Raw genomic sequence first — 24805 nt, 5'->3', positions numbered from 1 at the left:
ATTCACTCACTGTATAACTAGAGGTATGCGTGTCCAAATTATTGGCTCTGAGCACTGGTCTTCTAAGCACTGGTCTCCTGAGCGCTCCGATGGCCTTAGCTGATGATGCTAAAGCCTCTGTTGATGCAATCCTCGACTCTATAGTAGTTCCAGAAGCTACTGCTGAGCCGATCGTCGTTGCACCGACACCTGAAGAAAAAGAGTTGGATATCGCACCGAGTGATACAAGTGATACAGAACTGCCTAGCCCGTTAAAAACAGAAGTCGAATTTGGATATCAGTCGCATACTGGTAATTCTGATTCACGTTCGCTTAACGCACGCCTTAACGGTGAGTACACGGCTGGCCGTCATAGAACCAGTGGTGAATGGAAATACTATAACCTCTACAAAGATGGCGAAGAAGATAAAAGGCAATCGACTTACTCAGCTCAGAGTGACTACAAGTTAAGCCCTAAAACCTACCTTTACGGCAGCTTTAAAGGTGTCGATTCACGATACAGTGCTTACTTTAAGGACTACACAATTTCGAGTGGTCTGGGTTACCAGTTTTCAAATACCGAAAAGTTTGTGTTAGAAGTCGAAGTAGGCCCAGGTTTTCGTTACCAAGAACCTAACCTTGATGAATTAGACGACGATGACATCATCTTCCCAGAGATTGTTGAAGAGGCAATTTTCCGTGGCAACGTGAATACGTCTTGGCAGGTGTTGAAGAATTTGCAGCTCAAGGCCGACGTGACGCTTGTCTCTGGTCACAGTAACCTAAAGTTTGATACTGAACTCGAAGCCATCAACGATATTACTGACAATATCGCGCTGAAGATCGCTCACTCTCGCCAGTACCACGATAAAGTGCCTGAAGGCTTAAGCAAAGAAGACTCTGTTCTATCTATCAACTTACTCTTCCAGTTCTAATCTTAAGGCCACTTCTAACCTTGAGAACAACTTGTTCAGCAATAACAGCTTATGGATCACCGTAAGCTTTTTACCTACTGTAGCCCTTCCTTGTACTTTCCTATATTCCAGACATAAAAAAACACCAGCCGAAGCTGGTGTTTAAAACTTTCAAAAGAAAGAATTCGTCTTGGTACTGAAATTACTCAGCTGCAACGATAGCGATTTTCGCAGTAGCAAAAACTTCAGAGTGAAGTTGGATGCTTACTTCGAATTCGCCGATGTTACGTAGAGCGCCTTCAGGTAGGCGTACTTCGCTCTTAGCTACTGCAACACCTGCCGCTGTAATAGCGTCAGCGATGTCACGAGTACCGATAGAACCGAATAGTTTACCTTCGTCACCAGCTTTAGAAGCGATTGAAACGCCTTCTAGAGTGTTAACGTTCTCTGCACGAGCTTCAGCAGCAGCTAGTTGCTCAGCAACTTTAGCTTCTAGTTCAGCACGACGAGTTTCGAACATAGCAACGTTGTCTTTAGTTGCCATAACTGCTTTACCCTGTGGGATAAGGAAGTTACGAGCGTAACCAGATTTAACGTTTACTTGGTCGCCAAGGCCACCTAGGTTACCGATCTTATCAAGTAGAATAACTTGCATTATCTTAGTCCTCTTAAACTATTATTAACTATTACCGATTACTGATGCTTGTCAGTGTACGGTAGTAGAGCTAGGTAACGAGAACGCTTGATAGCGCGAGCTAGTTGACGCTGGTACTTAGCGCTTGTACCAGTGATACGGCTAGGTACGATTTTACCAGCTTCAGTGATGTAGTTTTTAAGAGTTGCTACGTCTTTGTAGTCAATCTCTTGTACGCCTTCTGCAGTGAAACGGCAGAATTTACGACGACGGAAGAAACGAGCCATGGGCTATCTCCTGATCTTAAATTTAGTAAAGCGGTCTTTCACAATTATCGAAATAACTATCAATGACCTAAAACAAGTTGAGAATTTTTTAAGGCGTTAAGCCAAAAAAGAATTACTCAGCAGCTGCTTCTGGTTTAGCTTCTGTACGCTCTTCGCGACGAGGAGCACGCTCTGCACGCTCTTCTTTTTGCTTAAGCATAATAGATTGCTCAGTCACAGCGCCTTTAGTGCGCATGATCATGTTACGTAGAACTGCATCGTTGAAACGGAAAGCAGTTTCTAGCTCGTCAATCACTTCTTGACCAGCTTCAACGTTCATAAGAACGTAGTGAGCTTTGTGAAGCTTGTTGATTGGGTAAGCCATTTGACGACGACCCCAGTCTTCTAGACGGTGGATAGTACCGCCAGCTTCAGTGATAGAACCAGTGTAACGCTCGATCATGCCAGCAACTTGCTCGCTTTGATCAGGGTGAACCATGAATACGATTTCGTAATGACGCATTTGGTTGCTCCTTACGGATTATTAGCTTCCACGAGTGGCCCGGTCGTCCAGAGGAAGCAAGGAACTAAAGATAAATGACCGAGTTTTAAGGACGGCAAATATTATAGAAAGAACCCTGTATTGGCAAGTGGTATTTGGCGAATAATGAAACAGTTTTTCTTTCGCCATCTAGCCATCCAACAAACCAATAAGCCTGTCTACAATCACCAAAAAAGAAACGCCCACCAGCAAGTGGTGAGCGTTAATAAATTCATAGACTTAAAGTCGTTTTGCCTTTTGACTCAGCTTAACGTTATTAAGCTAGGCGCTGACGTACCGCTTCGAACAGACAGATGCCTGATGCTACCGAAACGTTTAGGCTCGACACGCTGCCTGCCATTGGGATCTTAATTAGGTCATCACAGGTTTCACGCGTTAGACGACGCATACCGTCACCTTCTGCACCCATAACAACCGCAAGAGGGCCTGTTAGCTTCGCTTGATAGATATCATGCGTTGCTTCACCTGCCGTACCTACAAACCATACGCCCTGCTCTTGCAGTGCACGCATTGTGCGAGCTAGGTTGGTTACACGTACTAGCGGAACCGTTTCAGCTGCGCCACACGCAACCTTACTTACCGTTGCAGTTAGCGGCGAAGAGCGATCTTTAGGTACGATAACAGCCGCCACACCCGCAGCATCCGCGTTACGTAGACAAGCACCTAGGTTATGAGGGTCTGTTACGCCATCTAGAACCAACAGCAAAGGCTGTTCGTGCTGTGCTAGGATTTCGTCTAGGTGAGTTTCATTAAGCTGCTTAGCAGGCTTCACCTTAGCAATAAGACCTTGGTGATTCGCACCTTGTGCTTTTTCATCGAGCGGCTTACGACCCATCTGCTGAATCGACACACCAAACTGTTGTAGTTGGTTCAGTAATGGAAGAAGACGCTCGTCTTGGCGACCTTTCAGCACATACGCTTCGATAAAACGTGCCGGATCTTTTTCTAGTACGGCTTTCACCGCGTGAATACCGTAAATAAATTCGTTACTCATTGTCTCTAGTTACTCTTATTGCTCAGAGAAGAATGACATCAATGCCGATGCATCCCTCTCTGTGTTGTTCATTTCGAGAGTATGCGTCTTACGCCTGATACTCTCGCACTAAATTAAATCAGTTAGGCGCTAAACCTGATTAGCAAAGCGCCCTATTAGCCTTAAGATTTATCAGTTTTAAGACTTATCAGCCTTTGGCTTACGGGTTGCAGCACGCTTTTTCTTAGCACGCTTTTTCTTAGCACGCGCTTTAGCAGCACCGGTTTTGTTCGATGATTTTTTCTTCTTAGCTGGGCCTTCGCTGCTTCCATCAGGTCGCTTAGTTGGCTCAACCATAGGCTTCGCAGATACGCCCGGCTTATTACTCTTCACTGCAGAGCGCTTCTTGCTTTTCGCCTTTTTCATCGCTTCTGCTGCACGCTTCTTGGCTGTTTTGCCTTTACCACGTGGCTGACGATCGGTGTCTTCTAAGTCAAAGTCGATTTGGCGAGTTTCTAAGTTAACCGCAGAAACCTTCACTTTAACCGAATCACCCAAGCGGTAGATATTACCAGAGCTTTCACCCACTAGACGCTGGCCAACAGCATCAAATTGGTAGTAATCATTTGCTAACGCTGAGATATGTACCAAGCCATCAATGTGCAGCTCAGTTAGACGAACAAAGAAGCCAAAACCAGTCACGTTAGCAATTACGCCATCCATCACTTCGCCAACATGGTCTTGCATGTATTCACACTTCAACCAGTCGTTCACTTCACGTGTTGCGTCATCAGCACGACGCTCAGTCATTGAACACTGCTCGCCGTAGAAGTCCATATCATCGAAAGTGTAGTGGTAACCACCGGTTGGCGTCCAACGTTCGCTGTTACGACCACCTTCTTTCGCAATAAGGTACTTAATCGCACGGTGCAATAGCAAGTCAGGGTAACGACGAATCGGCGAGGTAAAGTGAGCATAGCGTTTAAGAGCTAAACCAAAGTGACCCGCGTTATCCGCGTTGTAGACCGCTTGCTTCATTGAACGAAGTAGCATGGTTTGGATTAATTCACGGTCTTCACGTTCGTTAATCTGTTGCATCAGTTGTGCGTAGTCTACTGGAGATGGTGACAGGCCACCTTCTAGCGTTAAACCTAATTCACTTAAGAAGCTCTTGAAGCCCATCAAGCGCTCTTCGCCCGGAGTTTCGTGAACACGGTACAGAGCAGGCTCTTTCGCTTTTTCTACGTAAGATGCCGATGCGATGTTCGCCAGAATCATACACTCTTCGATGATCTTGTGTGCATCGTTACGAATTACCGGTTCAATACGGTCGATCTTACGATCCGCATTGAAGATAAATTTGGTTTCTACCGTTTCAAACTCAATCGCACCACGCTCATCACGCGTTTTCTTAAGCACTTTGTACATCTTGTGCAGTTCTTCAAGATGCGGTACTTCTGGCTCGTAACGCTCACGAAGTTCTTCATTGCCATCTAAGATCGCGCCTACTTTGTTGTAAGTAAGACGAGCATGAGAGTTCATTACCGCTTCATAGTGCTTGTAACCCGACAGCTTACCTTTGTCTGAGATAGTCATCTCACACACCATACATAAACGGTCTACTTGTGGGTTCAACGAACATAGGCCGTTAGAAAGTACTTCTGGCAGCATTGGCACGACTTGTGACGGGAAGTATACCGAGTTACCACGGTTAATCGCTTCTTTGTCTAGCGCTGTATCTGGGCGAACGTAGTAACTTACGTCAGCAATCGCTACCCATAAACGCCAACCGCCGCCTTTCTTCGCTTCACAGTAAACCGCATCATCGAAGTCACGCGCATCTTCACCATCAATGGTAACCAATGGCAGTTTACGCAGGTCTACACGTCCTTCTTTTGCTTCTTCAGGAACATGCTCACCGAGGTTTTCGATTTGCTTATCTACTGCTTCAGGCCACTCTTGTGGGATCTGGTGAGTACGGATCGCAATCTGCGTTTCCATACCCGGCGCCATGTTTTCACCAAGAACTTCGGTTACTTTACCCATCATGTTACGAGAACGACCACCGCGATCCGTAATTTCAATCACAACCACATTACCCATTCGAGCACCGCCTTTATGCTCAGTAGGGATCTGGATGTCATGACTAATACGCGAATCATCAGCAACAACGTAAGAATGGCCGTACTCTAGGAAGAAGCGGCCAACAAGTGGCGTTTTGCGCTCTTCAAGCACACGAACCAAGCGACCTTCACGACGGCCACGCTTACTGTTATCAGTAGGCTGAACCAATACGTAATCACCGTGCATGATGGTTTTCATCTGATGATGCGGCAGCACGATATCATTGTCTTTACCCACACTGCCGTCTGGGCGAACCCAACCATGACCGTCCTTATGACCAATCACATAGCCTTTGATCAGTTCCATCTTCTCTGGCAATGCGTAGCACTGACGGCGAGTAAAGATAAGCTGTCCATCACGCTCCATTGCACGTAAACGACGACGCAGCCCTTCATATTGTTCCTCTCCAGCAAGACCCAAAGCTTCGAATAGATCGTTGCGGTTCATCGGAATATTCGCGTCTGTTAGAAACGAAATAATGAACTCTCTGCTTGGTACTGGGTTATCGTAATTTTTCGACTCTCGGTCGGCAAAAGGATCAACAGTGGTTGTCGCTGTCGTATTTTCTGACGTTGGTGTGTTTTTTGACATAGGCGGGCCTGCTTAAGCAAGGAAGGTATATACCCCTAGTATATCTGATGCTAGAGGTAAGCTACAGATATGCTTTGGAAAACGCTCAAATAACCTCAGATTGATACATATCTTCACTTTGTGAAACATCGCTTCATAGACGTGGACTATCATCAAAATTTCAAGCAAACGATAAAACAAACGTTTGCGCCATGAACGAAATACACTATTATCCACGCACTTTACCAACTCCTGTTCTGAGTATGATATGAAACTAAAACGCACTTTATTGGCTTCAGCTATGGCGAGCCTAGCGCTGTTCCCATTCGCAAGTTCGGCAATGGAAAAAGCTGACCTGATGATTACCGATGCGATGGTTCTGACCATGAACCAAGACAAAACGGTTTATGAAAGCGGTACTGTTGTCGTCAAAGACAACAAAATCATTGCGGTTGGTGATGCTTCATTAGAGAAGCAGTACCAAGCTAAGCAAGTGTTAGACGTTGATGGCGATATCGTTATGCCGGGTCTCATCAATACTCATACTCATGTATCAATGACAGTTTTCCGTTCGTTGGCCGATGATGTGCCAGATCGCCTGCACCGCTACATCTTCCCGCTAGAGAAGAAGCTAGTATCGCGAGACATGGTACGCATTGGTGCGAACCTGGGTAACGTTGAAATGGTGAAAGGCGGTGTGACGACCTACGCCGACATGTACTACTTCGAAGATGAAGTCGCGAAAACCGTCGATAAGATCGGTATGCGTGCCATCCTAGGTGAAACGGTGATTAAGTTCCCAGTCGCCGATGCGGCTAACGCCGAAGAAGGCATTAAATACGCGTTGAATTTTATTGAAGAATACAAAGATCACCCGCGAATCACACCAGCGTTTGCACCGCATGCGCCTTACACCAACACCACAGAGATCCTGCAGAAAATATCTAAGCTATCCCTAGAGTTAGATGTGCCAGTGATGATCCACCTTGCAGAATCGCACCGTGAAGTAGAGAAGATCGCCGAGCGCTCAGAAGGCTTATCGCCGGTTCAATACATGGATAGCATTGGTGCACTCAACAAGAACTTGGTGGGTGCACACATGATCCTTGTTGACGATCATGATATCGAACTGGTGAAGAAATCGGATATGGGTGTGGCTCATAACATGAGTGCTAACATCAAGTCAGCAAAAGGTGTATCACCAGCCCTTAAGATGTATGACGAGAACGTACGTATCGGTTTAGGTACTGATGGCCCAATGTCTGGTAACACACTGAGCACCATTGATGAGTTCAACCAAGTGGCTAAGGTTCACAAGCTAGTTAACAAAGATCGTGCTGCGATGCCACCGATCAAAGTGATCGACATGGCGACCATGGGCGCAGCAAAAGCGCTGCACATGGAAGATAAGATCGGCTCTCTTGAAGCAGGCAAACTAGCTGACATCATAGTGATCGATACTAAGGCGCCAAATATGGTTCCGGTCTACAACCCATACTCAGCACTGGTGTACTCAGCTAACTCAGGCAACGTTCGTCATTCCATCGTTGATGGCAAAATCATCATGCAAGATCGCGACATGCTAACGGTAGACGAAGACAAGATCCGCCAAGAAGCACTAGATTGCACTAAGGTTGTTCGTGAAACGGTCATTGAGTCTGGTGAGGTTGTTCAATAAACTCGCTAACGAATAGCATGACCATCTAAACGTAAAAAGCCCCGCACTAATTCAGTTAGGCGGGGCTTTTTAAGTCTTGTTTCCTGTAACAATGAGTGCAGGGATCGTTACAGATTTCTTGATCGTATTACCAGAACACGTCTCGACGTTTTGCTCGAGCAATAATATTGTCTGGCATTCTCTGTTCCAGACCGCTACGAAGCACAGTGATACGTCTGTGTTGTCTTTGGTCTGCGGTTACCGAGTTATACAACCAACGGTAAGCATCTTCATAATCCAATGGGCTACCGTAGTCACGTAACAAGAGTTCCGCTAAGTGAATGCTCGCACTTAAGTTACCCATAGAGGCCGCTTCACGTAGATACGGAATCGCACGCTCTTGATCTTGCTGTACCAAAGTACCACGAGAGTAATAACGACCTAACTGCTCTAATGCAGCGGGTAAACCTTGATGTGCCGCGTTTTCCATATAGTAAAGGCCAAGCTCTACATCTTGTGGAACACACACACCCCAAGCCAACATATCACCGTATAAAAACTCATAAGAAGGCAAGCTAATACGCGTTGCGCGAGCAACGATATCTTCAACTAACTGGCACTTATCAGCTTTCACTCGCTCTAGATGTTGATTATTTTCGATTAAATTAATCAGTTCAGCTTCTGTATATATTGGAACGGGCTCTCCCACATCAGCCAAATTTGCATGACTCAAGGGTGAGCTCAGCGCCATTATTAATGAAGCTGCCACAATTCGTAGCTTCATACCTGCACTCTATTATCTGTCGCTAAAGTTATCTATTAAGGAATGCAGAGGATTTCTACACGCACAAAACAGGGTGAACTTCACTTTCCATGATATCTGTATCGGCAATAACCCCGGCGGCTTTAGACAAAACTTGCCGCTAATGGGCAATATTTTGCCAGATGGCGTTCAAAAGATCATCAAAGACGACTTCGTTTTCAAATTACAGGTACAAAAAAGCCGACTTAATAAAGTCGGCTTTTAAAAACGATTTAATTATCAAAGCACTTTATGTGCTGTGGTAATCACTCAACGGGCATTACGCGCCGTATGGGTGAACCTTAATGATAGTTTCGTTACGATCTGGGCCAGTTGATACGATATCAATTGGAACGCCAGTTAGGTCTTCGATACGCTTGATGTAATCTAGAGCAGCTTGTGGAAGCGCGTCGATAGATTTAGCACCAAATGTGTTTTCAGACCAACCAGGCATTGTTTCGTAGATTGGCGTCGCTTCTTCGAATGACTCAGCAGCCATTGGAGAAACTTCTAGGATAGAACCATCTTTCATCTTGTAACCAGTACAGATTTTTAGTTCTTCTAGGCCATCTAGAACGTCTAGTTTAGTTAGACACATACCAGATAGAGAGTTGATTTGGATTGCACGACGCATAGCAACAGCATCGAACCAACCAGTACGACGTAGACGACCAGTTGTTGCGCCAAACTCGTGACCAACATCGCCTAGGTGTTTACCAACTGGGTCTTGCTTCTCAAGGCCATCGTATAGCTCAGTTGGGAATGGACCTGAACCAACACGAGTACAGTAAGCCTTGGTAATACCAAGGATGTAACCGATGTGACGAGGACCGAAACCAGAACCTGCAGCAACACCACCAGCAGTCGTGTTAGAAGACGTTACGTATGGGTAAGTACCGTGATCGATATCTAGTAGCGTACCTTGAGCACCTTCGAACATGATCTTGTCGCCGCGCTTACGTGCTGCGTCTAGTTCGTCAGTTACGTCGATAACCATCGCAGTTAACATGTCTGCGTAGCTCATCGCTTGCTCAAGAACTTCTTCGTAGCTTACTGTTTCAGCTTTGTAGAAGTGCTCTAGTTGGAAGTTGTGGAATTCCATAACTTCTTTTAGCTTCTCAGCAAATGCTTCTTTATCGAAAAGGTCGCCAACGCGTAGACCGCGACGAGCAACTTTATCTTCGTAAGCAGGACCGATACCACGACCCGTTGTACCGATAGCTTTAGCGCCACGAGCGATTTCACGCGCGTTGTCGATTGCAATGTGGTACGGAAGAATTAGAGGACAAGCTTCAGAGATGAAAAGACGTTCACGTACTGGAATACCGCGATCTTCAAGAGGCTTCATTTCTTTTAGAAGTGCGTCAGGCGATAATACTACACCGTTACCAATAACACATTTAACGTTATTACGTAGGATGCCTGATGGAATTAAGTGAAGAACGGTTTTTTCACCGTCAATTACAAGTGTGTGACCTGCATTGTGACCGCCTTGGTAGCGAACCACGTATTTTGCATCTTCAGTTAAAAGGTCAACGATTTTACCTTTACCTTCATCACCCCATTGGGTGCCTAGAACGACTACGTTATTTCCCATCTTTCCAATTTCTGTTGCTAATTAAAAATGGATTCTAGCACTGAATCACACTTCTTGCAGTCACTTTTTGTTCATAAACGTTAACGCTGTACAAAAATAAACCAGCCATAACTGGGGGCAGATGTGTAAAGATACTGATATCATTGCTTTTTTACAGACAAAAGGCAGAACCATGTCTCAATCAATTTGGCTCGCTATTGGGCTCGTACTTATTGTTGAAGGGCTTGGCCCCTTGATTGCACCCAATGGCTGGAGAAACATGGTCGCACAACTGAGTGAGCAACCAGACACGCAACTGCGCCGCATTGGAGGCTGTCTTGTGGTGGCTGGAGCGGTTATCGCTTTCATGACCTACCGCTAGGTTTCTATAAGTAGAACGCTGTTGAGTGCCTCCCCTCGTCCCAATAGTGAATCTTCAAAGGTGTCTCGTCCTTAGATAGGTCGTAGAAAACAAAAAGGCTCCCACAATGGGAGCCTTTTAAGTTTTAACGTATTTTGCTTATTGAGCTAAGCATTCGCTAACGCATCAGCTTATTTTGCTGGAGCGCCGCTTGCTTGATTCATGTATTGGAAGAAGTCTGTCTTCGGATCCAGTACTAGAATGTCACTCTTATCGCTAAATGATGTCTCATAAGCTTGCAATGAACGCATGAAGCCGTAGAACTCAGCATCTTTGCTGAACGCATCAGAGTAGATCTTCGCTGCTTCTGCATCCGCATCACCACGAGTGATTCGAGCTGTACGGTCAGCTTCAGCAAGAACTGTTGCCACTTCTAGCTCAGCTTGAGCACGGATAACTTCCGCTTTCTCACGACCTTGAGAACGGTGTCTACGAGCAACCGATTCACGTTCTGCACGCATACGGCGGTAGATAGATTCACTGATTTCGTCAGGAAGGTTAATCTTCTTCATACGGAAATCAACAACTTCAACACCTAAATCAGCCATCGCACTTTCTGCCGTTCCAGACAAAACGTTTTCCATGATCTTATCGCGTTCGCCATCAACTTCTAGTGCTTCTGCAGCCGCTACCGTTGTGACGACTTCGCTATCAGCAGAGTCTGGCAGGATGTCCTTATTACGAGGGCCTGACACAATCTGCTTAATTTCACGAGAACCAATTTCAGAACGAAGAACATCTGTCACTTTACGCTCAAGAAGTGCTTCTGCCGTCATGATATTACCGCCACCGGTACTCAGATAGAAACGTCCAAAATCAGCAATACGCCATTTTGCGTAGGTATCAATTAGAACGTCTTTTTTCTCTGATGTTACGAAACGGTCAGAACGGCCATCCATAGTTTGAATACGAGCATCAAGTACTTTTACGCGATCAAACATAGGCAGTTTAAAGTGCAGGCCTGGTTCATAGATTCGTGATACGCCGTTGTCATCGAGAACTCGACCAAAACGAATTACCATGCCACGTTCGCCTTCTTGAATCACAAATAGTGACATCAATAGAAGGGCAATCGTCACAACTAATACAGGGATCATTAATTTACGCATTATTAGTATCTCCCTTGGCGTGAACTGTCTGAACGAGTTTGAGTGCTAGGCTTAGGATCCGCTTGAGTTTCTAACTCAATTTGATCGTAAGTTGATGATGCTTTTGCAGGGCGAGAGCCCGACTGAGAACCACCTTGTGCGCCTAGCTTATCAATTGGTAGGTATAGCAAGTTACCGCTTGATTCAGAATCAATCAGGACTTTCGATGTGCTTGAGTACACTTTTTCCATTGTATCTAGGTACATACGGTTACGTGTTACTTCAGGAGCAGCTTGGTATTCAGGTAGCAGTTTCTCGAATTGAGCAACTTGACCTAGAGCACCATTAACTGTGCGCTCTGAGTAACCTACCGCTTCTTTCTTCAAACGCTCAGCTCGACCTGTTGCTTTTGGAAGAATGTCATTTCGGTAAGCTTCAGCTTCACGCTCGAAACGCTCTTCATCCTCACGAGCCGCGATAGCATCATCAAATGCATCTTTCACTTGCTCAGGTGGACGTGCTGACTGGAAGTTCACGTCAACAATCAGAATACCCATGTCGTAGCTATCAATAATACGGTTCAACGTTTCTTGAGTGCTTTGACGAATCTGCTGACGACCACTTGTCAGGATACTATCCATTAGTGAGTCACCAATTACCGCACGAAGAGCAGAATCGGTTGCTTGGCGTAAACTGTCGTCTGCATTCGTTACACGATACAAGTACTTGTATGGGTCAGAAACACGGTATTGAACACCCATTTCAACAGTCACAACGTTTTCATCTTTCGTTAGCATCGTGCCAGCAGCACGTAGAGAACGAATCGCTTGAACGTTTACTAGTTGCTCATCTTTGATTTCATCGATGAAGCGTGGGTGCCAGTTAAGACCAGGTTCTTCAATACGGTCGAACTGACCCAGTCGAAGTACTACTGCTCTTTCTGCTTCGCCAACGGTGTAGAAACCAGCGAAGAACCAGATAGCAATAGCAATAACGGCAATGACACCAAAGCCAATTGCACCGCCACCGCCAATAGATGGCCCGTTACCGTTGCCACCCTTTTTACCAAACTTGCCACCTAACTTTTGACTTAGTTTATTAAACACTTCGTCTAGATCTGGCGGTCCTTGATCTCGGCCGCCGCGATTGTTTTTATTACCCCAAGGGTCATTATCGCGGCCGTTATTATCGCCGTTGTTGTTATTTCCAGGCTCATTCCACGCCATTAGAAAGCTCCATCATTTGATATGACGTTATACTGTAGCAGTCTCTTTGGTAACGATAAAGTCACCTAAGAGCGCCCCTTCTCTTTTTTCAAGTTTAGACCAATCTATTTGTTGCATTCGGATATCTATCAACAAGTTACCATTTTCATCATACTCTTCCTGTTGAATACATTTCATCTCGAAGAATAAGCTGCGAATACGGCCCTGATGTTGATGTGGAATACACAACCGGAATTGAACCATCTGGCTAGCTAAACGCTCAGTTAAAGCTTCAAACAGCAGTTCAATACCTTCTCCTTCCATTGCAGAAACCCAAACAGCGCGAGGTGCGCCCTCTTCGTCTCTTTCAATTCGAGGTTTTTGGTCTTCCATGCAGTCAATTTTGTTCATGACTACAAGGGTTGGCACTTCATGAGCATCAATTTCTTCTAATACTTCATGAACAGCCTGAATGTTCTCACGAAAACGGTCATCACTGGCATCAACAACATGTAACAAAATGTCAGCTTCCTGCGTCTCTTGTAATGTTGCCTTGAACGCAGCGACCAAGTCGTGTGGTAGATGACGGATAAAACCTACGGTATCTGCGAGAATTGCAGGCCCGACATCTGCCAAATCAATCTTACGTAGTGTTGGGTCTAGAGTTGCAAACAGTTGGTCTGCCGCATAAACACCAGCACTTGTGATGCGATTGAAAAGTGTTGATTTCCCTGCGTTGGTATAACCAACCAAAGAAATTGTTGGGATTTCAGCTCGATTACGAGCACGTCGTCCTTGTTCACGCTGCTTAGCGACTTTCGCTAAACGACGTAGTATTGCCTTTATACGGTCACGCAACAAACGTCGATCGGTTTCCAGTTGAGTTTCACCTGGACCACGAAGACCAATACCACCTTTCTGCCTTTCAAGGTGAGTCCAACCACGAATCAATCGAGTAGAGATATGACGAAGCTGAGCGAGCTCAACTTGTAGCTTACCTTCATGAGTTCGCGCACGTTGTGCAAAGATATCTAAGATCAAACCCGTGCGATCAATCACACGACATTTACACAATTGCTCGAGGTTTCGCTCTTGGGCAGGAGAGAGGGAGTGGTTAAAAATCACAATTTCAGCACCGGTTAGCTGAACAGCTTGTGCGATTTCTAGGGCTTTACCTTCTCCAACGTAGTATTTAGGGAGTGGGGATTGTCGGCTACCAGTAATCACTTGTAGCGTTTCTACCCCCGCTGAGGAGACCAGCATTTCACATTCGCTTAGGTCTTCCCATTCTCCCTCTTGCGTGAAGTTGATATGAACAAGTACGGCTCGCTCGCCGGATTCATAACGGTCAAACAAGCAGCCAACTCCTTATTACAGCGCAAGCTGTATCAATTGAACGATTAATCTTCAGTCTTCTCTGGACGATCAGATGGCGTGCGTTGCTCGCCGCTGTGGTGACTCACTGCGCGAGCAGGTACCACAGTAGAAATCGCATGCTTGTAAACCATTTGGTTTACTGTGTTCTTCAATAAGATCACGAATTGATCGAAAGACTCGATCTGACCTTGCAGCTTAATGCCGTTAACAAGATAGATAGAGACTGGAATGCGCTCACGACGGAGTGCATTTAGGAATGGGTCTTGTAGCGATTGCCCCTTAGCCATTTTATTTTCCTTATTTGTATTTTGTTGTAATTATTTAGCTAGTGGTGCACAAAAAGGTGCGGCCTTTGCATCTGAGCTAAATGAATAAAAAAACTCCGTTGTTATTGAAAGGCTGTGATTTTTTAAAAGCCTCAATAACGGATCCTTTCCAGAGTATATTCACGCAAAAGCGATCACATTATACACAGCAATACTAATCAGATGCTATTGCATCTGAAAGAGTTTCTAACGCTTGATCAATGTTTTCGCTATCTAACCAAGTTAAATCATCCCAACTGCGCAACCAGGTGATTTGTCGCTTGGCCAACTGACGGGTTGCACAGACACCACGGAAAACCGCTTCGTCTAAATCACAATTACCGTCTAAATAATCCCACATCTGCCTATAACCAACGCATCGGATCGATGGCAGTTCAGGGTGAAGATCTTCTCTGGCGTACAACGCCTTCATTTCATCTTCAAATCCCGCTTCTATCATCTTCTCGAAACGCAGCTCAATGCGGCGATGGAGTTCAGTCCTTTCCTTGGGAGCTATTGCAAATTGTTTTACACGAAATGGCAGGCTATCGCCTTTCGTTTGAGTTAGCTCTGTTAATGTTTTACCCGAAATTCGGTAAACTTCCAATGCCCTTGAAAGCCTTTGTGGATCATTTGGGTGTATTCTTTCAGCGGATACGGGATCTATCTCTCTTAATTGATCGTGCAATGCCTGCCAACCTTGTTCGATAGATTCCGCTTCAATCTGCTTACGAATCTCTTGATCCGCGGCTGGTAATGGCGATAAACCTTCCAACAATGCTTTGTAGTACAGCATTGTGCCGCCAACAAGTAACGGGATTTTACCTTCCGCTACAATCTTATTCATTTCATTGATCGCATCACGACGAAAATCTGCCGCAGAATACGCTTCGCTTGGATCCAAAATATCAATCAAGCGATGAGGCGCGAGCTCAAGCTCTTCCGCATCCGGTTTAGCGGTACCAATATCCATGTCTTTGTAGATCAATGCCGAATCGACGCTGATGATCTCTACAGGGTATTTCTGACGTAAGCGGATAGCTAAATCTGTTTTTCCTGACGCCGTTGGGCCCATTAAAAACAACGCTAAAGGTAATTTTTCAGTCATGATATTTTGTATTTGCTTCTCTGTTTTAGCGCTTTTTAGCAAAGGGCTTTGTGTCGCGACGTATTCAGCTAAAAAGACAAATGTTGTCGCGAAAAAATTAAACCGTAAACGCGGCTATAGTCGCTGAAAAGTCGATAGGATTAACAAACTCTGGATCTTCTAATGGAAGTAGACCATGCCAAAGTTGTTCAAGTTCCCCAACTAGTTGAACCGCTTCAGATAAAGTGTAGTCGCTTTTTACTTGTGCCGTTTGAATCCCGATCCAGTTGACCAATGATGGCAATAGGTCGCTGGAAACATTAGCCGAGTGATTATCAACAATCTGAGCGTTTAATGAAGCCGCGTAAGATAACAGATCTGGGATCAAAATTTGTAAGTTTTGCTGCCTTAAAGGAGAAGGCACGCCCATCACCATTACCGCCTCGCTGTTTCGCGCCTTAAGCTCAATCCCCAGTAACGCCAAAGTTTGACTCAGCGCCTTAGCAACTTCGACAAGTTCACTGCCCAGCTTAATCGATAAGGGCACCAATAGTGGCTGGCTTTTTAACGCGCCCCCTCGAGTATCAAGCTGACCAACAACACGCAATAACTCAGCCTTAGCCAAAGAAACCAACACACTGCCGTTCTTATTGCCCATCACCAGATATTGACGTTCCACAATCGAGACCGCTTTACCCAAGTCCGTTACAGGTGCTCTTGGTTTCAAGTTAACGGGATTCTGTTGAGAAGGCTTAGCTTCTTTGTCTATGTTATCTCTGGTTTCTACTGGTACCACGTGCTCTTGAGGAGATGATGGCTGTACAACTTGATCATCAAAATCAGGCGTTTTCAGAAGCTCTTTATAAGCTTTCACTTCTCGCTTAGATGGCGCGGGTTCACCATAATGCTGGTGTTGCTCTTTCTCTTTTTTAGGTTCAGGTCGAGACTCTATCCACTCTTGGCGAGGAGAACCGGTAAAACTGCTTTCACTAGCAGACGAGCTTCTGCCAGCAGATGAACTTGAGCTGGTTGATGGAGCATAGTGTCGCCCACCATCATTAACGCTGTGTTGAGGCTTATCAAAAGCGTGCTCTGATTCTGCTTTTCTCGGGTAGGCAGGCGTTTGCTCAATAGCGTGTCGCACCCTATCCGAAACTTGGGTTTGATCCGAACTGCTAGGCATTACGCTTTCTGGCTCAGCGAAACTCGCAACACCATCAACTGCAGAGCTCGTACTATCTTGCTGATGATGAATCACTTCTGATTGATGAAAAGCTGACTGATTGATTGGCGCAGCATCGATCTGTTTGCTCTGTGCTAAACCATCGCTCAATGCTTGGTAAATAAAATCATGCACAAGGCGCGCTTGATGAAAACGTACTTCGTGTTTTGCAGGGTGAACATTCACGTCCACCTGATGCGGGTCAAGTTCAATGAACAACACATACGTCGCGAATTGGTCTGGACGCAGGCTGGTTTCGTAGCTTTGACGAATCGCATGGTTGATCAGCTTGTCACGCATCATACGACCATTCACATAGCAGTATTGCAAGTCGCTTTGTTGTCTTGCTCCTTCTGGCGTGGTGATCCAGCCATGGAGTTTTAGACCTTGGTGCTCAAGCTCGATCTTAAGCATATGACGAACAAAAGGATTGCCACATACCGCAGCGATGCGCTTTTCTGCTTGAACTTCTGTCTTGGCAGCGCGGTACTGACGAATCATTTTACCGTTATGGCGCAGATTGATCGTCACATCGAAACGGCTCAATGCGATGCGTTTAAGCAGTTCATCGATATGCGTGAATTCGGTTTTCTCGGTGCGTAAGAACTTGCGGCGTGCTGGCGTATTGAAGAACAGATCCAACACCTCAACCGAAGTACCAATAGGGTGCGCCGCAGGCTGCAGTTTGACCTGCATATCACGACCTTCACTGTGTGCTGCCCAAGCTTGATCTTGAGTGGCAGGACGTGAAGTCATGGTTAAGCGCGCAACAGAGCTAATACTCGCCAGCGCTTCACCACGGAAACCGAGGCTGACGATCGCCTCTAGGTCATCAAGGGTATGGATCTTAGAGGTCGCATGGCGGCTCAGTGCTAAGGCAAGCTCATCTTTGACGATGCCCTTACCATTGTCACGAACGCGGATCATCTTAGCGCCACCTTTCTCGATATCAATATCGATACGAGTGGCACCCGAATCCAAACTGTTCTCAACCAACTCTTTTACAACAGAAGCGGGTCTTTCTACCACCTCACCCGCTGCGATTTGGTTAGCTAACCGAGCTGGCAGTATTTTTATCGTCATATTTATAGCTACCTTACTGCCATTGATGGAAACGCTGTTACGTTTGCACTAGTTCTTCTTTTTTAACATTGATATACCTGAAGCCGCTTAGTATTCCCATGACTACTTGTGAGGAATAATCAACACTTGGCCGATAGCTAGACTGTCAGATCTTAGCTTATTCGCTTGGCGAATGCTGTTGACGCTCACGCCATATTTCGACGCAATCTTGCCAAGGTAATCGCCTCTTGCAACTTTATGTTTGCGCAGAGGGATATCTTTCACTTCAACCGTAATACGTAACTTTTGACCCACTCTCACCGTCTCTGATTTCAAACGGTTCTCACGTTTAATATCAGCCACCGACACTTTATAGCGGCTGGCGATCTTACCTAGGTACTCTCCAGACTTAACCGTGTGAGTTATGGTTTTCGTTTTAACCGCACTGCTTGATGATGAACTTGAAGTGCTGCCTGGAATCTTAAGTACTTGGCCAATTGCTAGGCTGCTCGATTTCAGATTGTTGAACTTCATCAACGTCTGTGTCGACGTACCATACTTGCTCGCAATCACAGACAAAGACTCACCACGAGACACTTTATGTTGGCTCACGCTACCCGTTGATGACGTTGCATTAGACAAGATAATCCCTTCAGGCGGGTTAGCCTTCAAATACTTAACGACCGCTTTAGTCACAGCACGAGCCAGCTTGTCTTGGTGCGAACGTTGGAAAAGCAACTTCTCTTCGGTTGGGTTTGAAATAAAGCCCGTTTCTACCAGTACCGATGGGATCTGTGGTGAACGTAATACCGCCAAACTGGTATTGATTGGTTTACTGTTATGCAGTTTCGCAACCTTACCCATCTCAGACAGAATGGTTGTTGCAAGTTTATAGCCCTCTTTTTGAGAGTGGCTGAACTGCAGATCAAGCAAGGTTTGGTTTACGTTCTTATCATCAATATTGCCTGTAAAAGCCGCACCGCTGCCACCGAGTAATTCAGACTGTTTCTCTTTGTTCTCGATCCATCGAGAGATCTCGGTATTTGCGCGTCGAGTGTTCAACACAAACACCGAACCACCTCTTGGTTGAGGGGTCGTAAAAGCATCGGCGTGAATAGAAATAAACAGATGAGCTTCGTTTTCACGCGCAATCGCGACACGTCGATTTAGGTTCACAAAATAGTCAGCATTACGAGTCATACGAGTTTTGATCCCCGGAATCGCATTCAATTGAGCTGCTAACTTCTTAGAAATACTCAGAGTCGCATTCTTCTCATATTTACGAGATGGACCGATTGAGCCAGGATCTTCACCGCCGTGGCCAGGGTCAATCACGATCAAAATGTCTTTCTGACGTTTAACCTGATTAATATTCTTACTTACCGTTGGCTTACTCGGCGTCGATGTCGCTTTACTTGCCGCACCATGAGGTAAGTCGATCACCAAACGGTGTCCATACTGACCACCCGGAGTCGGGCTCAGTTTGAACAAATCAGCTTTAGACGACTTCTTTAACTCAAAAACCAAGCGATAAGTGTTTTTGTCTGGCGGTGAGCTCTTACGAATTTTAGATAGAACAGGGCTATCTTTCACCACGACCGGTAACTTAGTCGCAAGATTGGTATTTTTTAAATCGACCACTAAACGACTCGGGCTACTCAGGGTGAAATAGCTAAAGTCCGCTTCTGATTTTAAGTCGATAACCACACGAGTTTCTTCTGGAGAAGGCCAAACCCTTAAACTTTTCAGTGAGTTTGCAGAAACAAGTGAAGAAAACAGTATAGAAAAAACAGCAGCCATCATGGCCACTGTTGAAATAAGGCGTTTAGAAATCAACATAACTCCAACTGACTAAGTAAGCGCTGTCCGTATTCACTATTAGCGGTTAAAGAAACAATACGGTGATCGTCTTGGTAACGAATATCAATATCCAAATCGGCTTCTGGTAGCATCCCATAACCTTTCTCAGGCCATTCAACCAAACAGATAGCATCCGGAGTAAAGTAGTCACGAATTCCCATAAACTCTAACTCTTCAGGATCGGCTAGGCGATAAAGGTCAAAGTGGTACACCTGCCAATCTGCAAGTTGATAAGGTTCAACTAGAGTATACGTTGGGCTCTTTACATTTCCTTGATGGCCAAGTGCTTTTACAAAGCCACGACTGAAGGTCGTTTTACCTGCGCCAAGATCACCATGCAGATAAATAGTCGTCTGCTGTGAGCAAAGATTAGAAAGCTCCGTTCCTAATTGAATCGTTGCTTGTTCATCTTTCAAAGTAAATTGTTTCGTGCTCATGAATACGTTCTCTAAAAATCGATCGTTGACTATATAAAAATCAAAAGAACAAGAATAGTAAACCGTGATGCTTTTGGGAGACAAGCACTCAAGTGTAAGTTCTATGAAAAATACTGCTCAAAACGCGTCTGTTCTGGTCAACACCACTAAGATCCGTTAAGATCCGCCCCCATTTTTGCCGAACCTAATTTTAATTAGCCTTATCTCTAATTGTAAAACAGAGAAAATAAGAATTAAGCCATGAATCTAGACCATCTTGCTGAAAAAATTAAAATCTGGGGAAAAGAGCTAGGCTTTCAAAAAGTTGGCATCTGCGATGTTGACTTAAGTGAACACGAAGCCCCTCTTCAAGCATGGCTAGATGCTGGCAATCACGGTGAAATGGATTGGATGGCTCGACATGGGATGATGCGTGCACGTCCTGATGAACTTCACCCAGGCACAATTCGAGTGATCAGCGCTCGAATGAATTACCTACCACCAGAAGCTCAGTTCGCCTCTAACCTAAGCGATACCACTCAAGGCTACATCAGCCGTTATTCTTTAGGCCGCGATTATCACAAATTGTTCCGTAACCAGTTGAAAAAGCTGGGACAAAGAATTGAAAAAGAGGTCGAAGGTTTAGACTCACGCCCTTTCGTCGATTCAGCGCCTATTTTGGAAAGACCGCTCGCTCAAAAAGCAGGGTTGGGTTGGACAGGTAAACACTCATTAATTCTTGATAAAGACGCTGGCTCTTGGTTCTTTCTCGGGGAGCTGTTAGTTAACATCCCTCTTCCAACGGATGAACCCAGTGTCGATGAGTGCGGCAAATGCACCGCATGTATCACTTCTTGCCCAACGGGTGCCATTATTGATGATGGCGTGGTGGATGCGCGCAAATGTATATCGTACTTAACCATTGAATATGATGGTGTGATCCCGGAAGAATTTAGAGACGCCATTGGTAACCGTATCTACGGTTGTGATGATTGTCAGTTAGTTTGCCCATGGAACCGTCATGCCGAACTCACAGAACAAACCGACTTTCACCGCAGAGAAGACTTCCAAGAGGCTGACCTGGTTGCACTTTCAAGTTGGGACGAAGCGACCTTCCTAAAGAAAATGGAAGGCTCCGCAATAAGACGTATCGGCCACACCCAGTGGTTGCGCAATATCTTTGTTGCGATGGGCAATGCGCCATTTCAACAACGCATTGTTGAAACCCTGGAGTCCCATCAAGGCAAAAACGAAATGCTAGATGTCCATATTGAGTGGGCTTTGAATAAACAACTACAACAGTTACCTAACGCTAGCGGCGTGCAACAAGATAACTGTGTGCAAAAAAGTAACAGCAAAATCTCCACCAAAAAGCACAGACTGATACGTATTGTTGAGAAAGGACTACCAAGAGACGCTTAACGCTTTATATACCAATGTATGGCAGGCGAGCCCCCACTAACAGTCCAACATTTAAGACAACTCGTTGCACATAATTTTAGAACAATGTTTGACCTTGTTCTCAATTCTAGCAATGTGGAAAAAATTCAGAACTCTCGTAAACTTCCGACACCCGCGCAAAGTTAAACACAGTACCGATAAATGATTAAGATCAAAAAACAACAAGTTAACGATCTTTTATCAAATCCAAGATAAGCATCCAACTTGATAAAAAACAATAAGTTACGATCGCCACAGTTCATCTAATATATTGAAAACAAGAAAGATCTTTTAGGGATAGGTAGAGAATTAAGCCTGAAATAACTTTATCAACCAAGTTATCCACACCTAACATTTTGTGGATAAGTCTGTTTATAGATGTGAAAAACCTCAAGTATCTGCTTCAGAGACCTGATGTTTACTAGCATTCCAGTTGCTAAGAAAAATTTAAGACAAAAAAATATCCACCATGATGGAGGATTATTTGCTTTTTGGGGGGATTATGCTTCGCAGCATTAAAGAAAGAGCGTGACCTTTAAGGTCGCCTTTAAACTCTGTGATCTAAAGAAAAACACGGTGGTTTAAAGAGTCTTAATAGCTTTTTAGAAGAAAGCTGGAGCGATACATCGGGTTCGAACCGATGACCTCAACCTTGGCAAGGTTGCGCTCTACCAACTGAGCTAGTATCGCATTAGTTATTCGCTGCTCTTACTGCCTTGGGCAAAAGATAGCGCCTAACTGTAATGTGGTTGCGGGAGCCGGATTTGAACCGACGACCTTCGGGTTATGAGCCCGACGAGCTACCAAACTGCTCCATCCCGCGTCCGAATGCATTGTTTAAGACAATGAGGCTTCCTCTCTCTTCGAAAAGAAAGTGGAGCGATACATCGGGTTCGAACCGATGACCTCAACCTTGGCAAGGTTGCGCTCTACCAACTGAGCTAGTATCGCATTAGTTAATCGCTACTCTTACCGCCTTGGGCAACAGATAGCGCCTAACTGTAATGTGGTTGCGGGAGCCGGATTTGAACCGACGACCTTCGGGTTATGAGCCCGACGAGCTACCAAACTGCTCCATCCCGCGTCCGGATGCATTATTTAAGTTAATGACTCTGTTCTCTAAAAAGAGAGAATTTGGAGCGATACATCGGGTTCGAACCGATGACCTCAACCTTGGCAAGGTTGCGCTCTACCAACTGAGCTAGTATCGCATTAGTTATTCGCTGCTCATACTGCCTTGGGCAACAGATAGCGCTTAACTGTAATGTGGTTGCGGGAGCCGGATTTGAACCGACGACCTTCGGGTTATGAGCCCGACGAGCTACCAAACTGCTCCATCCCGCGTCCGGATGCATCAATTAAGTTGATGATTCTTTAAATTGGAGCGATACATCGGGTTCGAACCGATGACCTCAACCTTGGCAAGGTTGCGCTCTACCAACTGAGCTAGTATCGCATTAGTTATTCGCTGCTCTTATTGCCTTGGACAATAAATGGCGCCTAACTGTAATGTGGTTGCGGGAGCCGGATTTGAACCGACGACCTTCGGGTTATGAGCCCGACGAGCTACCAAACTGCTCCATCCCGCGTCCGGATGCATCAATTAAGTTGATGAAACTTTAAACTGGAGCGATACATCGGGTTCGAACCGATGACCTCAACCTTGGCAAGGTTGCGCTCTACCAACTGAGCTAGTATCGCATTAGTTATTCGCTGCTCTTATAGCCTGGGCAATAAATGGCGCTTAACTGTAATGTGGTTGCGGGAGCCGGATTTGAACCGACGACCTTCGGGTTATGAGCCCGACGAGCTACCAAACTGCTCCATCCCGCGTCCGGATGCATTGTTTAAGACAATGAGACTAAACCATTTTCATTCTGAGTACTTTCTCTAGGAGATGACTTCTAAGAATATGACTTCTTATTCGAATAAAAGTGGAGCGATACATCGGGTTCGAACCGATGACCTCAACCTTGGCAAGGTTGCGCTCTACCAACTGAGCTAGTATCGCATTAGTTACTCGCTACTCTTACTACCTTGGGCAACAAACAGCGCTTAACTGTAATGTGGTTGCGGGAGCCGGATTTGAACCGACGACCTTCGGGTTATGAGCCCGACGAGCTACCAAACTGCTCCATCCCGCGTCCGGATGCATTGTTTAAGACAATGAGACTTTTCTCTAACCGAGAAGTATTTGGAGCGATACATCGGGTTCGAACCGATGACCTCAACCTTGGCAAGGTTGCGCTCTACCAACTGAGCTAGTATCGCATTATAAAAGGTCTTTCACCTTTCGATTACCGCTTTCGCCATAACCTACAAATTGGAGCGATACATCGGGTTCGAACCGATGACCTCAACCTTGGCAAGGTTGCGCTCTACCAACTGAGCTAGTATCGCAATCTGAAAACGTCTTTCGCCGTTCAGGGCTGCGAATTATAAGAGCATTTTTTTGTGATGCAAGTCCTTAATGCAAAATTACGAAACTTTTTACTCAACTGCTGTAAAAGCACACAGATTTGCAAAAAAAACGGCTCTTATGTCCCTGAAAAGTTAGATAAACGTGATCATTTTATTCGACTAGATGTTAATAATCGTTTTTCGGTAGTACTGCAGCTCGGCGATCGACTCTCGAATATCGTCTAACGCAAGGTGACTTCCCGACTTAGAAAAACCATCTAACACTTCAGGTTTCCAACGACGAGTCAGCTCTTTCAGAGTGCTTACGTCTACATAGCGGTAGTGGAAGTACTCTTCTAACTCTGGCATGTGCTTGTATAGGAAACGACGGTCTTGACCAATGCTGTTGCCACAAATCGGTGACTTACCTTTTGGTACCCATTTTTCAAGAAACTCAATCGTTTGTTGGATGGCATCTTGCTCTGAAACCGTGCTTTCTTGAATTCGCTTCACGAGGCCGCTGCCGGTGTGAGTCGTTGTACACCACTCGTCCATCTTGTCTAATTCATTCTGAGGTTGGTGAATAGCCAAAACAGGTCCTTCAGCCAGGATGTTAAGCTCACTATCAGTAACGATAGTAGCAATTTCAATGATTTTATGAGTTTCAGGATCAAGTCCTGTCATCTCTAGATCAACCCAAATAAGGTTCTGATCGCTAAAGGACATAAGGCGTCGCCTATTTGTTTATGTGTAAAAGAGGTACTATACCCAAATAACTATACTCAAACTAGCTTTAGGACCATCGAAATCACGTGGTACCAGCAACACCCTGTTTGAGTCCCCAATCATCAAGTTAGATGTGTTA

At 45.3% G+C, this 24805-nt stretch carries 21 protein-coding genes and 14 tRNA genes; 5 read left to right on the top strand and 30 right to left on the bottom strand.

From position 1 onward, the window contains the following. Window positions 1–29 precede the first annotated feature (29 nt). Complete coding sequence (locus HRQ85_RS21660) at window positions 30–914, top strand: DUF481 domain-containing protein (RefSeq protein WP_172380581.1); 885 nt, start codon at window positions 30–32, stop codon at window positions 912–914. A gap of 181 nt (window positions 915–1095) precedes the next feature. Here the strand turns inward: HRQ85_RS21660 and rplI are convergent, their stop codons facing one another. From rplI to rnr, 5 genes are all read right to left on the bottom strand, one after another. Further along, complete coding sequence (gene rplI / locus HRQ85_RS21655) at window positions 1096–1548, bottom strand: 50S ribosomal protein L9 (protein ID WP_048610692.1); 453 nt, start codon at window positions 1546–1548, stop codon at window positions 1096–1098. A 38-nt stretch (window positions 1549–1586) separates the two neighbouring features. Next, window positions 1587–1814, bottom strand: a complete 228-nt coding sequence (gene rpsR / locus HRQ85_RS21650) for a 30S ribosomal protein S18 (protein ID WP_000090472.1) — start codon at window positions 1812–1814, stop codon at window positions 1587–1589. Window positions 1815–1926: 112 nt separating this feature from the next. Beyond that, window positions 1927–2316 carry a 30S ribosomal protein S6 gene (rpsF, locus tag HRQ85_RS21645; RefSeq protein WP_004741278.1) on the bottom strand — a complete coding sequence of 130 codons (390 nt, stop codon included), beginning with the start codon at window positions 2314–2316 and terminating at the stop codon, window positions 1927–1929. Window positions 2317–2611: 295 nt separating this feature from the next. Further along, complete coding sequence (gene rlmB / locus HRQ85_RS21640) at window positions 2612–3349, bottom strand: 23S rRNA (guanosine(2251)-2'-O)-methyltransferase RlmB (RefSeq protein ID WP_172380580.1); 738 nt, start codon at window positions 3347–3349, stop codon at window positions 2612–2614. Window positions 3350–3526: 177 nt separating this feature from the next. After that, window positions 3527–6043, bottom strand: a complete 2517-nt coding sequence (gene rnr, locus HRQ85_RS21635; protein ID WP_172380579.1) for a ribonuclease R — start codon at window positions 6041–6043, stop codon at window positions 3527–3529. Window positions 6044–6290: 247 nt separating this feature from the next. On the opposite strand from rnr, the gene HRQ85_RS21630 reads away from it, so the two are divergent. Continuing rightward, on the top strand, window positions 6291–7700 hold the full coding sequence (locus HRQ85_RS21630; protein ID WP_172380578.1) for an amidohydrolase: 1410 nt from the start codon (window positions 6291–6293) through the stop codon (window positions 7698–7700). A 127-nt stretch (window positions 7701–7827) separates the two neighbouring features. On the opposite strand, the gene motX is transcribed toward HRQ85_RS21630, so the two are convergent. Then, complete coding sequence (gene motX / locus HRQ85_RS21625) at window positions 7828–8463, bottom strand: flagellar protein MotX (protein ID WP_017063177.1); 636 nt, start codon at window positions 8461–8463, stop codon at window positions 7828–7830. Between the two features lie 73 nt (window positions 8464–8536). On the opposite strand from motX, the gene HRQ85_RS26270 reads away from it, so the two are divergent. Beyond that, window positions 8537–8707 (top strand): hypothetical protein, encoded by a 171-nt coding sequence (locus tag HRQ85_RS26270; protein WP_231625250.1) that lies wholly within the window; start codon window positions 8537–8539, stop codon window positions 8705–8707. 54 nt (window positions 8708–8761) lie between these two features. On the opposite strand, the gene HRQ85_RS21615 is transcribed toward HRQ85_RS26270, so the two are convergent. Further along, window positions 8762–10078: an adenylosuccinate synthase gene (locus tag HRQ85_RS21615; RefSeq protein ID WP_010434108.1), complete on the bottom strand. Its 1317-nt coding sequence runs from the start codon at window positions 10076–10078 to the stop codon at window positions 8762–8764. Window positions 10079–10250: 172 nt separating this feature from the next. Here HRQ85_RS21615 and HRQ85_RS21610 point away from each other — a divergent pair, with 172 nt between their 5' ends. Further along, window positions 10251–10439, top strand: coding sequence for a DUF2065 domain-containing protein (locus HRQ85_RS21610; protein ID WP_010434105.1), 189 nt, complete (start codon window positions 10251–10253; stop codon window positions 10437–10439). A 170-nt stretch (window positions 10440–10609) separates the two neighbouring features. Here the strand turns inward: HRQ85_RS21610 and hflC are convergent, their stop codons facing one another. The 8 genes from hflC to tsaE all read right to left on the bottom strand — a co-directional run bounded on the left by hflC (window position 10610) and on the right by tsaE (window position 20121). After that, window positions 10610–11587: a protease modulator HflC gene (hflC, locus tag HRQ85_RS21605; RefSeq protein ID WP_050647226.1), complete on the bottom strand. Its 978-nt coding sequence runs from the start codon at window positions 11585–11587 to the stop codon at window positions 10610–10612. Window positions 11588–11589: 2 nt separating this feature from the next. Then, window positions 11590–12792 (bottom strand): FtsH protease activity modulator HflK, encoded by a 1203-nt coding sequence (gene hflK / locus HRQ85_RS21600; RefSeq protein ID WP_172380577.1) that lies wholly within the window; start codon window positions 12790–12792, stop codon window positions 11590–11592. 27 nt (window positions 12793–12819) lie between these two features. After that, complete coding sequence (hflX, locus tag HRQ85_RS21595; RefSeq protein ID WP_017059928.1) at window positions 12820–14127, bottom strand: ribosome rescue GTPase HflX; 1308 nt, start codon at window positions 14125–14127, stop codon at window positions 12820–12822. Between the two features lie 44 nt (window positions 14128–14171). After that, the gene (hfq, locus tag HRQ85_RS21590) at window positions 14172–14435 is read right to left on the bottom strand and encodes an RNA chaperone Hfq (RefSeq protein WP_017059927.1); all 264 of its coding nucleotides are present in this window, start codon (window positions 14433–14435) and stop codon (window positions 14172–14174) included. A gap of 193 nt (window positions 14436–14628) precedes the next feature. Further along, window positions 14629–15561: a tRNA (adenosine(37)-N6)-dimethylallyltransferase MiaA gene (gene miaA, locus HRQ85_RS21585; RefSeq protein ID WP_017059926.1), complete on the bottom strand. Its 933-nt coding sequence runs from the start codon at window positions 15559–15561 to the stop codon at window positions 14629–14631. Between the two features lie 97 nt (window positions 15562–15658). Next, the gene (gene mutL / locus HRQ85_RS21580) at window positions 15659–17845 is read right to left on the bottom strand and encodes a DNA mismatch repair endonuclease MutL (protein WP_172380576.1); all 2187 of its coding nucleotides are present in this window, start codon (window positions 17843–17845) and stop codon (window positions 15659–15661) included. A gap of 102 nt (window positions 17846–17947) precedes the next feature. Continuing rightward, the gene (locus tag HRQ85_RS21575; RefSeq protein ID WP_172380575.1) at window positions 17948–19663 is read right to left on the bottom strand and encodes an N-acetylmuramoyl-L-alanine amidase; all 1716 of its coding nucleotides are present in this window, start codon (window positions 19661–19663) and stop codon (window positions 17948–17950) included. Next, a complete protein-coding gene (tsaE, locus tag HRQ85_RS21570; RefSeq protein ID WP_004735870.1) occupies window positions 19657–20121 on the bottom strand; it encodes a tRNA (adenosine(37)-N6)-threonylcarbamoyltransferase complex ATPase subunit type 1 TsaE in 465 nt (154 codons plus the stop codon). The genes HRQ85_RS21575 and tsaE overlap by 7 nt, the downstream gene beginning before the upstream one ends. A gap of 240 nt (window positions 20122–20361) precedes the next feature. Between tsaE and queG the strand changes: the two genes are divergently transcribed. Beyond that, complete coding sequence (gene queG, locus HRQ85_RS21565) at window positions 20362–21522, top strand: tRNA epoxyqueuosine(34) reductase QueG (RefSeq protein WP_172380574.1); 1161 nt, start codon at window positions 20362–20364, stop codon at window positions 21520–21522. 632 nt (window positions 21523–22154) lie between these two features. On the opposite strand, the gene HRQ85_RS21560 is transcribed toward queG, so the two are convergent. The 15 genes from HRQ85_RS21560 to orn form a co-directional block, all read right to left on the bottom strand. After that, window positions 22155–22230: transfer RNA gene (locus HRQ85_RS21560), tRNA-Gly, on the bottom strand. A gap of 56 nt (window positions 22231–22286) precedes the next feature. Beyond that, window positions 22287–22363: transfer RNA gene (locus HRQ85_RS21555), tRNA-Met, on the bottom strand. 52 nt (window positions 22364–22415) lie between these two features. Next, a tRNA-Gly gene (locus HRQ85_RS21550) sits at window positions 22416–22491 on the bottom strand. Window positions 22492–22547: 56 nt separating this feature from the next. Beyond that, window positions 22548–22624 (bottom strand) — tRNA-Met (locus tag HRQ85_RS21545). A 51-nt stretch (window positions 22625–22675) separates the two neighbouring features. Then, window positions 22676–22751, bottom strand: a tRNA-Gly gene (locus tag HRQ85_RS21540). A gap of 56 nt (window positions 22752–22807) precedes the next feature. Continuing rightward, window positions 22808–22884: transfer RNA gene (locus HRQ85_RS21535), tRNA-Met, on the bottom strand. 36 nt (window positions 22885–22920) lie between these two features. After that, a tRNA-Gly gene (locus tag HRQ85_RS21530) sits at window positions 22921–22996 on the bottom strand. Window positions 22997–23052: 56 nt separating this feature from the next. Next, window positions 23053–23129: transfer RNA gene (locus tag HRQ85_RS21525), tRNA-Met, on the bottom strand. Window positions 23130–23165: 36 nt separating this feature from the next. Continuing rightward, a tRNA-Gly gene (locus HRQ85_RS21520) sits at window positions 23166–23241 on the bottom strand. Between the two features lie 55 nt (window positions 23242–23296). Beyond that, window positions 23297–23373: transfer RNA gene (locus HRQ85_RS21515), tRNA-Met, on the bottom strand. Between the two features lie 102 nt (window positions 23374–23475). Continuing rightward, a tRNA-Gly gene (locus tag HRQ85_RS21510) sits at window positions 23476–23551 on the bottom strand. Between the two features lie 56 nt (window positions 23552–23607). Next, window positions 23608–23684, bottom strand: a tRNA-Met gene (locus tag HRQ85_RS21505). A 51-nt stretch (window positions 23685–23735) separates the two neighbouring features. Further along, window positions 23736–23811, bottom strand: a tRNA-Gly gene (locus HRQ85_RS21500). A gap of 53 nt (window positions 23812–23864) precedes the next feature. Beyond that, window positions 23865–23940 (bottom strand) — tRNA-Gly (locus tag HRQ85_RS21495). 180 nt (window positions 23941–24120) lie between these two features. After that, window positions 24121–24666 carry an oligoribonuclease gene (gene orn, locus HRQ85_RS21490; RefSeq protein WP_172380573.1) on the bottom strand — a complete coding sequence of 182 codons (546 nt, stop codon included), beginning with the start codon at window positions 24664–24666 and terminating at the stop codon, window positions 24121–24123. Between the last annotated feature and the right edge of the window lie 139 nt (window positions 24667–24805).

The sequence above is a fragment of the Vibrio sp. Vb339 genome (assembly GCF_902751245.1).
GTDB classification, from domain to species: domain Bacteria; phylum Pseudomonadota; class Gammaproteobacteria; order Enterobacterales; family Vibrionaceae; genus Vibrio; species Vibrio coralliirubri.
The sequence above is the reverse complement of the archived record's forward strand: the minus strand, read 5'-3'. Positions and strand labels throughout refer to the sequence as shown.